Annotated in this window: 9 protein-coding genes; 2 read left to right on the plus strand and 7 right to left on the minus strand. The window is 45.3% G+C overall.

What is annotated here, in order from left to right:
- Positions 1–10 precede the first annotated feature (10 nt).
- Positions 11–634: a 23S rRNA (uridine(2552)-2'-O)-methyltransferase RlmE gene (gene rlmE / locus KJ365_RS04405; RefSeq protein WP_214450420.1), complete on the minus strand. Its 624-nt coding sequence runs from the start codon at positions 632–634 to the stop codon at positions 11–13.
- Positions 635–880: 246 nt separating this feature from the next.
- On the opposite strand from rlmE, the gene KJ365_RS04410 reads away from it, so the two are divergent.
- Positions 881–1,627 (plus strand): TrmH family RNA methyltransferase, encoded by a 747-nt coding sequence (locus tag KJ365_RS04410; RefSeq protein ID WP_214450421.1) that lies wholly within the window; start codon positions 881–883, stop codon positions 1,625–1,627.
- Between the two features lie 3 nt (positions 1,628–1,630).
- Here the strand turns inward: KJ365_RS04410 and KJ365_RS04415 are convergent, their stop codons facing one another.
- A complete protein-coding gene (locus KJ365_RS04415; protein WP_214450422.1) occupies positions 1,631–3,067 on the minus strand; it encodes a YfcC family protein in 1,437 nt (478 codons plus the stop codon).
- A gap of 306 nt (positions 3,068–3,373) precedes the next feature.
- On the opposite strand from KJ365_RS04415, the gene KJ365_RS04420 reads away from it, so the two are divergent.
- A complete protein-coding gene (locus KJ365_RS04420; RefSeq protein ID WP_214450423.1) occupies positions 3,374–4,381 on the plus strand; it encodes a GGDEF domain-containing protein in 1,008 nt (335 codons plus the stop codon).
- Between the two features lie 12 nt (positions 4,382–4,393).
- On the opposite strand, the gene KJ365_RS04425 is transcribed toward KJ365_RS04420, so the two are convergent.
- From KJ365_RS04425 to asnS, 5 genes are all read right to left on the minus strand, one after another.
- Positions 4,394–5,620 carry a threonine/serine exporter family protein gene (locus KJ365_RS04425; RefSeq protein ID WP_214450424.1) on the minus strand — a complete coding sequence of 409 codons (1,227 nt, stop codon included), beginning with the start codon at positions 5,618–5,620 and terminating at the stop codon, positions 4,394–4,396.
- Positions 5,621–5,643: 23 nt separating this feature from the next.
- Complete coding sequence (gene cheB / locus KJ365_RS04430; RefSeq protein ID WP_214450425.1) at positions 5,644–6,705, minus strand: chemotaxis-specific protein-glutamate methyltransferase CheB; 1,062 nt, start codon at positions 6,703–6,705, stop codon at positions 5,644–5,646.
- Positions 6,706–6,931: 226 nt separating this feature from the next.
- A complete protein-coding gene (locus tag KJ365_RS04435) occupies positions 6,932–10,114 on the minus strand; it encodes an efflux RND transporter permease subunit (RefSeq protein ID WP_214450426.1) in 3,183 nt (1,060 codons plus the stop codon).
- Positions 10,115–10,126: 12 nt separating this feature from the next.
- Positions 10,127–11,284, minus strand: a complete 1,158-nt coding sequence (locus KJ365_RS04440; RefSeq protein ID WP_214450427.1) for an efflux RND transporter periplasmic adaptor subunit — start codon at positions 11,282–11,284, stop codon at positions 10,127–10,129.
- 211 nt (positions 11,285–11,495) lie between these two features.
- Positions 11,496–12,893, minus strand: coding sequence for an asparagine--tRNA ligase (gene asnS / locus KJ365_RS04445; RefSeq protein ID WP_214450428.1), 1,398 nt, complete (start codon positions 12,891–12,893; stop codon positions 11,496–11,498).
- Positions 12,894–12,998: the final 105 nt, after the last annotated feature.

A 12,998-nucleotide genomic window follows, 5' to 3' on the forward strand; every position in this document is an offset into this window, starting at 1 on the left:
TATAGCGATATTATCGCCCTTTAAACCCCAGGCCCACGATATAAACCTCTCGAGAGCGAGGGCGTGAAGCTTCGGGTTTGCGGATGAGGACTTTATTGAATGAGGTGCGCACGTCTTTTAAATATTCGTCGTAGCCCACTCCCTGAAACACCTTTACGCAGAAGTTGCCACCGGTTTTCAGAACGTTGCGAGCCATATCGAGCGCTAGTTCAGTAAGATACATAGAAGCGTATTGGTCAGTGACGTTTACACCGCTTAAATTAGGTGCCATGTCGGATATCACACTATCGACTCTATCATCCCCAAGTTCTTCAAGAATGGCTTCAAATACCGCATCTTCGGTGAAATCACCTTGTATAAAGGTAACGCCAACTATGCCGTCCATATGCAAAATATCTGATGCAATAATGTATCCTTGATCACCCACGATAGGCGCGGCCACCTGCGACCAACCTCCTGGCGCACAGCCTAAGTCCATGACAATGTTACCTGGACGAATAAGCTTATCTTTTTCGTTTATTTCAAGCAGCTTATAACTTGCTCGCGAGCGATAACCGTCCACCTGCGCCTGCTTCACGTAAGGGTCGTTTAAATGCTCTTCCATCCATTTTTTGCTGGTCTTTGATTTTGCCATTACGCCATTGTCGTTGTGATAGTGAAAACGACGCTATTGTAAAGGTGCGCCTTCAATTTGCAAAGGCTTGAAGGGCGTTATGGTGTTAAACAACCCGTTTAAACAAACTAATCTAACAAATTTCGTTGATGGCATATGACTTCATCAGTCCATCAAGATACACTAACCGCTTAATGTGAGCGTCTATGTCGTGCAAGCCTCTAGTTTTGCCATGACGCTTATGGCTACCTCTATGGATTGTAAAATATGAAGTTTGATGAGCTGAAAAAACTACATCAAAAAAAATATAGAACTCAGTTTGAGCATTTCCTTGTTGAGGGGGAGCATCTGATACTCGAGCTTGCAAAGGCTCATCAAAATATCCAGTATGCGCCAAAAGTGACGCTTTATATCACCCAAGAACACCAAGCGTGGGCGGCGCAATTTTCATCGAAATGGACTTTGCAAGTGCTCTCACAAAAGCAGATGTCACATATTAGCGATACCAAATCGCCCCAAGGAATGGTGGCTTTAGTGCCATTGCCTGCTACTGAGGATAGGCCGACGTTAGTCAGCAAGCATCAAAAAGCGATTTACCTGCATGAAATTCAAGACCCAGGTAATCTAGGGACGATTCTAAGAAGCTTGGCGTGGTTTGATAATTTTCATATTTTGCTTAGCCCAAATAGCGTCGACCCATTCAACTCAAAAGTGGTGAGATCTAGCATGGGCGCGATATTTCACGTGCCCATGCAACTCGATGTCACATTAGAGGATTTAGCTCAGCAGTATTCAGAGTTTGCATATTTAGATATGAACGGAGAGGGCATACAAAGTCCATCTTTTAAGCAATTTGACTGTTATCTATTTGGCAATGAGGCTAGAGGCGTGCCCACCGAGCGCTTGCAGGCACTCAATGCAAAAGCATTTACCATAAAAGGCAGCGGTGCTATCGATTCTCTTAATCTTGCCAGCGCCGTTAATATTTGTGCCTATCAATTAACTCTGGGCTAGGCTTTAGAGCGCCAGCTCGATAGTTTGTGCTTGGCTAGTTTGTTGTGGTTGAACGTCGGCACCGTAGTCAAACACTACAGCCAGTACTAATACCACAGAGGCTGCGAGCATGAGTTTGACAATTAACGGCCAACAAAACTTAAACCATAAATGATACGGCACGCCCGCCATACCAATGATGCCCATCAATACCGCATTGGTAGGGATGATCATGTTAGAGAATCCATCACCAAATTGATAAGCCAATACTGCAATTTGCCTGTTTACACCGATTAAATCGCCCACTGGGGCCATAAGAGGCATAGTCACATACGCTTGGCCACTGCCAGATGGGATAAATAAGTTAAGCAGGGTTTGCATAAAGAACATACCTACTGCAGCAAGCTCTGCGCCGAGGTGGGATAGCGGAGATGACATTGCGTACACCAAGGTATGTAAGATTTGACCATCCTCCATAATCAAGGCTATGCCGCGGGCAATACCGATTAAAATCGCGGTGGTGGCTAAATCCTTTACCCCTTCGATGAATTTTTCAGCGGCGGTATCGGCGCTCAGTTGTCCAACGATAGCGGTGAACATTCCCCACAGAATAAAAATACCGCCCAATTCATATAAGTACCAACCACGCTGCGAAATGCCCCAAACCGCGGTGATAATAGTGGCAACTAGCCCAAATAAAATAAGCTTATGACGAGCGTTTAAGGTAGGGTAGTCGGCAGCATCAGACCCTTGCAAAGGACAGGGTAGTCCTGCTGTTAATGAGTTCGCGGGGTCTTGTTGTACCCGCTTGGCATATCGCCACACATGATGAAAGCCAATTAATACAAATGGTACAAAAATAGCGAGCCGCAGTTCTATGCCAGAATAGAGCGGTAGTCCTGCCACTTGTTGTGCCACCATGACGGTAAATGGGCTAAATGCAGATACTCCGTATCCAATACCGTAACCGGTGACCACCATGCCGACTGCGGTCATCGCATCAAGACGCATGGCCTTGCACAGCCCCACGAGAATCAATACAAACGGAATATATTCGCCAGCCGTTCCAATAGCCCCAGACGCTAATGCAAAGCTAAACACCACCATAAAAATCAAGAGTTCTGGTTTATGTCCAAACCGCTCTAATAGGCGACCAATGAGTGCATCAATCGTCCCGGTAGAACGTGCAATGGCTAACACACCGCCAACAATAAACACAAAGAAAATAACGTCTTGCGCGGCAGCAAGGGCTCGCGGGATGGCCACTAGAAAATCCATCGGTGTCAGCCGAATTTGCTCATCGGCTAAGGCGTAAGTGCCTGCTACAACCGCTTCTCTGCCATTGTCTAGTGTGATAGTTTCGAAAAAGCCTTGGGGTACAAGCCATGTCGCTAGGTAGGCAACGAGCATCATCGAAAGGAGCAGTATTAGCGTGTGGGGAACTTTGAAACGTTCAGTCATGTGTAATTTTATTATTCGTCTTCTTTGCCAAGAACAATAAACGTAAAGTGCAGGGCAATCAACCGTGACGCCATTTATTTATATCGTAAAAACTTGAGTTTAAGCCTCGGTTTTTAATGCGTTTTTTGTGTTTGTGAACTCAAGCGCTGGTATCAAACGGTCAATAAGTGTGTTTTTTATGTGCAATACCTTAGACTTTGGTGTATCTTTTTGCATTAAATTTTACTTGCATGGTGACGTTTTGAACCTATCAAACAAGGATTCAAAACATGATGTGACACTATGATGAGCAGCGGTATGAGCATTATGGCGGGTTCCCGACCAATGGGGGCTAAAGCAGATAGCATTGTATTTATGATCCTCAGTGCCGGAATTTCGCTGGGGATGCTGCCGTTTTCTTTGTTGCGAGTGCTTCAGGAAGATTGGCCAATCGCCATTTTAAATGTTTCGGCGATGCTTTCTACATTTGCATTGTTCTTGCTTGTTTTAGTCACGCGAAAAACACATCATGCCCGCACTGGCCTGGCCGTTGTTACTTTTGGTGTATTACTGGGCACTGTTTACTTAAAAGGCGCATCTAATGTGCTTTGGGTTTACCCCGCGTTAACCACGGCTTTCTACCTCCTTACGCCGCTCATTGCTGCCTGTGCATCTCTAGTGTGTTTAGTGCTAGTAGTTTTGTTTATATATTCGACCGTAGATTTTGTTTTCTTAATGACCTTTGTGGTGTCTGCTGGGGCGACATTTTTGTTTTTGTATTCATTTTCCAGCCGAATGCGGGAGCAGGCATTTTTCTTAACCGATTTAGCCACAACAGATCCATTAACCGGTGTTGGCAATCGACGTCAACTAGAGGAACGTTTGGTAGAAAGTGTGCGTCGAATGCTGCGAGCACCTGAGCAGACGAGTTCTTTGATAATATTCGATATTGATCATTTTAAACGTATCAATGATCAATTTGGCCATGGGGTTGGCGATCAAGTACTGAAAATGTTTGCTGATTTTATGACAAAACGCATCCGAAAAAGTGACAGTTTCTACCGACTAGGCGGAGAAGAGTTTGTGCTGTTGCTTGAAAATACCGGTTTGTTTGAAGCTGCTAGCCTTGCAAGAGATATCACAAAGGAAGTGAGTATGGCTGACTGGGGGGAGATTGATATTGCCATTACTGTTTCTGCAGGTGTCGCTCACTTTGAAGCAGCAGAATCGAGCTATGATTGGTTGGATAGAGCCGATAAAGCCCTATACCGAGCCAAAGAAAACGGGCGCAATCAATGCGTGGTATGCAATAACGAACCCGCCGCCTTTGCTTAAAATATTTAATACCTAAAGCGCTTTTTTGGTAGGCATAATCACATTCGCAAATATCAATCCTGCGACTAGCGACATAAAGATAACAAAGGTCTCTTGGCCAATATGTTCGGTTTGCATAAAGTCTTGCCCCGAAACAAACGAATTCAACCCAATATAGGTTTTTGAGCCTGGTACTAACACAATTAGCCCTTGCATAAGCACGATACTAGCAGGCGCATTCATCAAACGAGTAAACACATTTGCAAATACCCCAACGGCAAATGCACCGGCGAAGGTACCTAAGCCAAATTCCAAATATTTAGATGCCCAATAAGTACCAAAGTAACCAATTACCCCGCACATGATTGCCCAAGGCGCGTGTTTTATGCGCAGCTTAAAAATCACCACAAGGGCTGAGCACAATACCAAGACCGATAACCAAACGGCCCATTTAGGCGTGGGCTCGGTAGGTACCAAAGTCACCTCATCAAATAGCCAGAATCCCATGGCGATACCCAAAAATGCTCCGAAATAGAGTTTAAATAACTGCATCAGTGCATCCATTACCCGTGCGGTGCCGGATACTAAATTACGCGAAGAAAGTTCTGCTAGGCCTATGGTGAGCGCTAAACCCGGTATAAATATGATGATGGAGGAGAGCACAACCAGTCTAATATTGATGGCGGGGTCGACAAACGCGCTTATCGCACAGGCGCAAATACCGGCAACCATCGCCACTAATGGCTCTTGCATAAGCGATACGCGCTTTGAATTAAGTGCCCACAGGGCTATCAAATACATCACTAAGCCAATGGCCCCGGCTGCCACGGCATCATGAATACTCGACCCCATGACAATGGCAAAAGAGCCTGTGGATAATCCAAAGGCAATCAATTCTACAATCGGATGATAGAAGTTGGGTAAGCCATCGATGCGGGTTATTTCAACATCTGCTTCAGCGAGCGTTAGCTCGCCGCTTAATAAGCGATTAACAAGTTCGTCGGTGCGTGATAGCGAGCCTAAGTCGATTTCGCCAGGTTGCACTCTAGCCGCATGATTGTATTCATCTTCATGCTGGTCGCTCCAAATAACGAAGGTCAATGAGGTCGGTGTAGAGATAAAGCTGGCATTCACGCCTAGGTATGCCGCGACCTCTAAAAGGTGGGCCTCTAACCTAAATGCAGGTGTGCCGTATTTATGTAGCATTTTACCGAGTTTTACGATAAAGCGGCGAATCTGAATAAATTCTTGCTTGTCCACGACAGTTTTATACGCTCGATAAGTTAGTTAAGAGACAACAAAGCCTGCGCAATGTCATAATTTGGCAGTACCTTACTCGCTCCACCTAATTTTACAAGCTCTTTTGGCATGCCATAGACAGTAGCGGTTTTTTCAGACTCCGCAAACGTCGTCGCGCCCAGTGAGTGGGCTTTTGCCATGGCTTGGGCTCCGTCATTTCCCATACCGGTCAATTGCACACAACATAACTTTTTGTGCGACACGACTAACAGCGCCGATTCAACCAATTTAGTGATACTAGGTCGCCAAATATGCTCAGTTGATTCATCGTTTGGTCGCGCCCATAGTTGTGAGCCTCTGGCAAATACTTCGACGTTAGCATCGCCTTGCGCAATATATACATGGCCAGGTTGCAGTGCAGTTGGGCTGGTGAGCTCGCTTACGCTGATTTCGCACATTTTATCTAATCTGGCAGCGAATACTTGGGTAAACCGAGATGGCATATGTTGTGCAATAACAACGGGGTAGGGGTAGTTCGCGGGTAACTTCGGCAGTATTTCATTTAGGCTGCTTGGTCCTCCGGTAGACACTCCCATGATCACTAAATCAAACTTTCTTCCCCCGCCACCCAATGAACCCATGTTCAGTGGCCGTGCAACCGTTTTTTGCTCAACCACCCGGCCGGTTGATTTTGCTTTGACTTTTATTTTGCTGGCATTGAGCACTTTACTGACCAACATATATTTGGAGCGATTAAGTGTGAGGGACACAGGGCCATGTGGTTTGCCAACATAATCAACCGCACCCATTTCAAGTGCCTGCAAGGTTTCTTCTGCGTTTTTTTGTGTCAGCGATGACACCATCACAACAGGCGTCGGACGGTTTTGCATGATGCGTTTTAAGCAGGCTAAACCATCCATTACCGGCATGTTTATGTCCAGCGTGATAACGTCTGGCACAAACGTATTGAGCTTATTTAAGCATTCTTGTCCATTTGCGGCAGTGTCGGTCACCATTCCATTTTCGACTAATGCGCTGCATATATGACTTCGCATTAGAGATGAATCGTCGACTACCATGACTTTTATTGGCGCTTTTGCTGGCATAGATCCCTTATATCGCTTTCGTGCTTTTGTCTGAAAATAACCATTTTTATGCACTCACTTTCCAGTCGCTCGTTAAGCATGACACAAATGAAAGTTCACAAAATGATTATGTTTGTTAATACTTTAACGTAGAGAATGCAAAAAGGTTAAGTACTAATCGCAATTTAATTTTAGCCAATAAAAAACGGGCGTAAAGCCCGTTTTCAAAATCACAACGATTATTGCGTTATGCGTCTTGTGTCACCACGTCGGTATTGCTTGATTTTACAAACAAACCCTTAACCTTTTTGCCAATAGAGCTAAAAAATTCACCAATGTCAGACAGCATCATATATAAGCATGGCACTAACAGCAGTGTGACAAGTGTGGCATACATTACCGCGAATCCAAGCGCGACGGCCATGGGGATTACAAAGCCTGCCTGCAAGCTGGTCTCGAACATGATTGGCAGCACGCCGGCAAACGTTGTAATAGACGTCAAAGTGATTGCTCTAAACCTTGCGCAGCCTGCTTCAATCACAGCATCTCTTACGCTGTAGCCTTGTGCCCTGCGTTGATTAACGAAATCTGTCATCACCAAGGAGTCGTTAATCACCACCCCTGCCGCAGCAATTAAACCAAACGAGGAAAACATGCTGATATCCATATCAAACAAGAAATGCCCCCAAATGGCGCCGGTGAAGCTAAATGGAATGACTGACATAATAATCAAAGGTTGAGCATAACTTTTAAGCGGCACAGCCAGTAAAATATATACCATGATCATGCCAGCAGCGAAGAACATAATTTGCTCTGACTGCTGTGCTTGCTGTTCCTCAATTTGCCCACCTAACTCGGTTTTCACTGATGGAAAGATTTGTTTTAACTCAGGTAATATATTTTCTTTGATATTGTCGACTACATCACCTGGCTCAATGATTTCCTCATCGATTGAGCCCCAAATATACACGCTACGGAATCCACCTTCACGACGAATATAGCTGATCCCAGGGGCTTCATATAAATCAACAACATCGCCTAGCATCACTTCGTCACCCGTCGGAGTCCTGATTAAGGCATATTTCAAGTCAGCGAAGCGTTCGCGGGTTAATTGAGGATATCTGACCATGACTCGCACTTCTTCGCCATCTCGCAATACGCGTTGCGCTTCGCCGCCGTAGAAACTCGCGCCTACTTGCGCGGCGATGTTAGATAGATCTAAACCTAAATCATAGGCAACGGGTTTTAGCTGCAGTTGCACTTCTTTGCTATCAGGGTCAATAGTAGAGCTAACGTCGAACACGCCTTTCTCTAGCTGGAGTTTTTCAATTAACACGCGGCCAGCTTGATTGAGCGTTGCCACATCTGAACCAAACAGCATGTAACCAAACTCACCATTGTCACCACCGCCATTTACGTCATCTTGAATAGTGAGTGATTTCATACCGGAAATTTCAGGCATTTTTTCACGCCATCTGCGCGCTAGCTCAAAGGTATCCATTGGACGCAAGTCTTCGTCAATCAATGGTGCCATGATGCGGCCATTGGTACGGTTATTGTTCCATACTAGAATATCGCGAACCATGCCTGTGCCAAACTCAGCTTCGATTTCGCGATCCACTTCAAGCACGACCTGCTCTATGGTTTTAAGTGCATTTATGGTGACGTCATCTGCCACGGTCTCACTCATTTCAATACTGATGCTCGGAAAGTCATGAGGTACCTTAGGCTCGGGAACCATGCGCACATAATTGGCCGCGATGAGCCCGTAGCTGATAATTAAAAGTCCCACAAATGTTGCAAACACAATCCATCTATAGCGGGTGCAAAGGGTAACAAAACGTTTGTACGGGCCATTAATAAATCCAAAATAAGCACGGTTAAACTTGTGACGCCAGCTGGTTTCTTTAAGGGGTTTAAAGGTAGAGTGGGCGATATGTGCAGGTAAAATGAGCTTCGATTCAATCAGTGAGAAGATTAAACATAGGATCGCGACCCCCGCAATATTGATAAAAAAGTCACCCATTGGGCCCGATGCAAAGGCAAACGGCGCAAATACGGCGATAGTGGTTAATACTCCGAAGGTAGCTGGCGTAGCAACACGTTTTGCGCCAACAATGACGTTTCTTACCCCTTCGCCTTTTGATTCAATTTCAGTATAAGCGCTTTCGCCAATAACAATGGCGTCATCCACCACAATCCCTAGCACCATAATAAAGGCAAAGAGCGACAGAATGTTAATGGTGATACCGACGAAGGGCATGAGCATCATGGCACCTAAAAAGCACACTGGTAATCCAATCATGACCCAAAACGCAAGCTTAAAGCGCAAGAATATTGCCAGCATTAAAAATACTAGAATTGCACCTTGAGTGAGGTTGTTGAGCATCATGTCGAGGCGACCGTTCAGGTAGTAAGTAAAATCTACTAAGACGTCGAGGTGTAACCCGTCGGGCAAGGTTTTGTTTTTCTCTTCAATGTAGGCCTTTACGGAATCTGCAACCGGGATGATGTTTTGACTGCGAGTGGCCGACACGCCAATCATAATGGTGTTTTGACCATTAAATCTAAAGTAGCGCTCACCTTCGGTAAATTCATCTTTGATAGTTGCAACATCTTTTAATAGTACCTGGGCGCCACTATCACCGACTTTTACTGGAATATTGCGGAATTCATCACCGTTATATGATTGGTTTTCTACGCGCACAGCAATCATGCCGCTATCGGTACGAATTTGACCAGCTGAAAAATTAGCGGAATAACGACGAATAGCTTGCGTGATTTCGTTAATCGATAGCTGATATTTTTTTAGCATCTCTGGCTGGATTTCAATTCCAATTTCTGCACTAGGAGAGTTGGCGTTAGCAAGCTGTACATTGCTTAGCTGCAGTAACTCCTCTTCGATTTGCTCGGCAAAAGGTTTAAGCTCAGTGAGTGGCATGTCTCCAGAAATGGTCATTTCGATAACTTCTTGCTGCCACTCTATTTGCGAGACCGTAATTGGCTCCATGCCCGCTGGAAAATTTGATATGCCGTCTATCCGCGCTTTAATCTTATCGAGTACATCTGGCAAGTGGACGTCTGTATGAATTTCCATTGTGACGCGACCAGCACCCCTAAAGGAGCGGCCAACGGACTTTTTGATTTCGGTAACATCAGTCAGCGCCTCTTCAATTTTAATGATGATGCTTTCTTCAATTTCTTTGGGGGATGCGCCAGGGTAGGTCACATATGCGTTGATGTAGTTAATTTCGATATTTGGAAACATCTGCTTTTGTATAGTGCTATAGCTGATGATTCCCATGATGATGATAAAACCCATGAGTAGATTTGCCGCAACCGGATTTTGGGCAAAATATGAAATTATGCCGCTGGGTAATGGGGCGTTATCATCGGTTTGTGCTTCGTTTTTGTGTGTTGTGTTTTCCATTATCCTATCTCCCTAGCGACGCACGTAAGAAATAAGCGCTTGTTCTGGCGTTTTTACTTTTACTTGCATGCCGTTTTGCGGATATTCAGGCAGGTCTTTGACCATAATATCGTCTGCACCAAGGCCACTAGAAATCAAAAAGTAACTGCCTTCTTCTCTGATGACTTCAACGGATTGTGAGCGCAATGTGTCATTTTCATCGAGCAACCATATCTTGCGATTGTTGACTAAAGACTGAGGTACTTTAAATACGCCCTTAAGCTGTTGTCCTTTAAAGCTGACCTCTACATAAGAGCCAAATTTGATAGGAGGTGCGTCACTATTTAGGCTATAGGGGTCTTCTATTCTTATGACCAAATGGAGCATGCGCGTATCTTGGTCAAGCACACCTAAGTCTCTTGAAACTAGCCCAGAGCGCTGCACGGGTGCACGGTCTTTCGTGCTGACAATCGCTTCATTACCTTGTATTTGATCAAGTAGAAATGGACGATCAAATCCGGCAATAGGGACAATTACTTCCGCATTCTCAATGTTGCTCAAGGTCGCAACCTGCATGCCGGCGCTGACATATTGGCCGGTGCCAATGTCTCTGTTCATGACCAGTGCATCATAAGGTGCTGTGACTTCGGTTTTTGCTAAATTGCGCTCGGCAATTCTTAAATTTGCTTGGGCTGACTTCAACTGCGCTTGTGCACTCAATACTTGAGGTTTACGCAAATACAGGTCGCTGACCGAACTATTTGGTAGGTTTTTAGCTTCGCGTTTTGCCACCTGTTGTCGAGCCAACTCTTCGGTAAGCGTTGCATCCGCAAGGCTTACTTGCGCCTGCGCTTGCAGCACGGCAGCCTCGTACGCGTCTTTCTCTATACTAAAGAGCACATCACCGCGCTTGACTACACCGCCTTGCACGAAGTTTGGATGCCAACTGATGACTTCACCACTAACTTGAGCGGCTAGCACCGTTTGCTCTAAGGGCTGGACTTCGCCAAAGCTTGAAATGATCACGTCGTGATTGATGGCTTGCATCGCTTGTGCACTAACCAACGGTCTGCTGTCTACAGGAGCTTTTTCTTCCTGCTCTTTTGCCGTTGCTTGAATCGCTTTGTTCACGCCAAGCGCTAGCACTATGATCGTGATAAACGCGGCAGTTTTTATAAGAGTGGCTTTCATATTTTTTATCCTAAAAGAGCATTAGTCGCACTATATAGAGCAAGTGTTTACAAGGTATGTGCCAAATGTAACGAAATGCTTAAATTTACCTACAATAGCGATGGATACTGGTGTTGCGAGAGGTAGGATGAGAGGCAATAAAAAAGGCTATTTTTAACAAATAGCCTTTTTAACCAAAATATAACAATCCTCGTTACATTTTCGTCTATTCTTAAAAACTTGCGTTACCTGGTGTACGAGGGAAGGGGATGATGTCTCTGACGTTTTGCACGCCCGTTACATACGCTACTAAGCGCTCTGAACCCAAACCAAATCCTGCGTGAGGAACCGTGCCGTAGCGGCGCAAGTCTCGATACCACGAGTAATCTTCTGGGTTGAGGTTCATTTCTGCTAGGCGACGGTCAAACACGTCTAAGCGTTCTTCGCGCTGCGAACCACCAATAATCTCACCAATTCCTGGCGCGAGTACGTCCATAGCGGCAACGGTTTTGTTGTCATCATTGATGCGCATGTAAAATGCTTTAATATCTTTTGGATAGTTTTGCATGATCACTGGCGCGCCAACATGCTCTTCAGCAATGTAACGCTCGTGTTCAGAAGATAAGTCAACGCCCCATTCCACAGGGAATTCAAATTTGCGACCGCTGTTTTTCAAAATCTCAATGGCGTCGGTGTAGTCCATTCTTACAAAGTCCGAATCGATAACCGATTGCATGCGCTTAATCACGTCTTTATTCACTCGCTGCTCAAAAAACGCTAAATCATCGGCTCTTTCGCTGATCACCGCTTTAAATACATATTTAAGCAGTTTTTCTGCAAGCTCTGCGATGGTGTCTAAATCTGCAAATGCGACTTCAGGTTCAATCATCCAAAATTCCGCCAAATGGCGAGTGGTATTTGAGTTTTCTGCTCTGAATGTTGGGCCAAAGGTATACACTTTTGACATGGCGGTACAGTAGGTCTCAACGTTTAATTGTCCAGAAACCGTTAAGAAGGTCTCTTGGCCAAAAAAGTCTTTTGAATAATCTACTTGTCCTTCATCGGTTTTTGGGATGTTCATCATGTCTAAAGTCGAGACTCTAAACATCTCACCGGCACCCTCGGTGTCGGCACAGGTCAAAATGGGGGTACTTATCCAACAATAACCTTCTTCATGGAAGAAGCGGTGAACCGCTTGCGATAAACAGTTGCGCACACGGGTAACCGCACCAATGATGTTGGTTCTGGCGCGAAGATGCGCATGCTCTCGCAAATATTCTAAGCTATGGCGTTTGGCTGCCATAGGGTAGGTGTCTGGATTTTCAACCCAACCAACAATGTTAACCTCTGAAGCTTCAATCTCAATCGCTTGCCCTTTGCCCTCAGATTGCTTTACTATGCCAATAGCGGTTAAAGAGCAGCCGGTGGTCAATTTCGTGATGTCATTGTAATTTGCCAAGGTATTAAGCGCGACAACTTGAACGGGGTCAAAGCAGCTGCCGTCATGCAGTGCAATAAATGACAGGCCAGCTTTTGAGTCGCGTTTAGTGCGAACCCAACCTTGCACTTGCACGGTGCTGCCAACAGGAAATTTACCAGCCAAAACATCGGCGACTGGGGCTTTGCTCATAGGGGTCTCCATTTAAATAAACAAGAGGCAATTGTGCCTCGAAGTAGGAGGCAAGCGACTGACTCTGGGAAAAGGACAAAGAATTTGCGTTTCTTGGTCGCATTA

The sequence above is a fragment of the Glaciecola sp. XM2 genome (assembly GCF_018595715.1).
In the GTDB taxonomy this organism is placed as follows: domain Bacteria; phylum Pseudomonadota; class Gammaproteobacteria; order Enterobacterales; family Alteromonadaceae; genus Glaciecola.

Bases quoted from the DNA above. Each gene is read 5' to 3' on its own strand.
- rlmE (WP_214450420.1), bottom strand. From the start codon at position 634: ATGGCAAAATCAAAGACCAGCAAAAAATGGATGGAAGAGCATTTAAAC.
- KJ365_RS04410 (WP_214450421.1), top strand. From the start codon at position 881: ATGAAGTTTGATGAGCTGAAAAAACTACATCAAAAAAAATATAGAACT.
- KJ365_RS04415 (WP_214450422.1), bottom strand. From the start codon at position 3,067: ATGACTGAACGTTTCAAAGTTCCCCACACGCTAATACTGCTCCTTTCG.
- KJ365_RS04420 (WP_214450423.1), top strand. From the start codon at position 3,374: ATGGCGGGTTCCCGACCAATGGGGGCTAAAGCAGATAGCATTGTATTT.
- cheB (WP_214450425.1), bottom strand. From the start codon at position 6,705: ATGCCAGCAAAAGCGCCAATAAAAGTCATGGTAGTCGACGATTCATCT.
- KJ365_RS04435 (WP_214450426.1), bottom strand. From the start codon at position 10,114: ATGGAAAACACAACACACAAAAACGAAGCACAAACCGATGATAACGCC.
- KJ365_RS04440 (WP_214450427.1), bottom strand. From the start codon at position 11,284: ATGAAAGCCACTCTTATAAAAACTGCCGCGTTTATCACGATCATAGTG.
- asnS (WP_214450428.1), bottom strand. From the start codon at position 12,893: ATGAGCAAAGCCCCAGTCGCCGATGTTTTGGCTGGTAAATTTCCTGTT.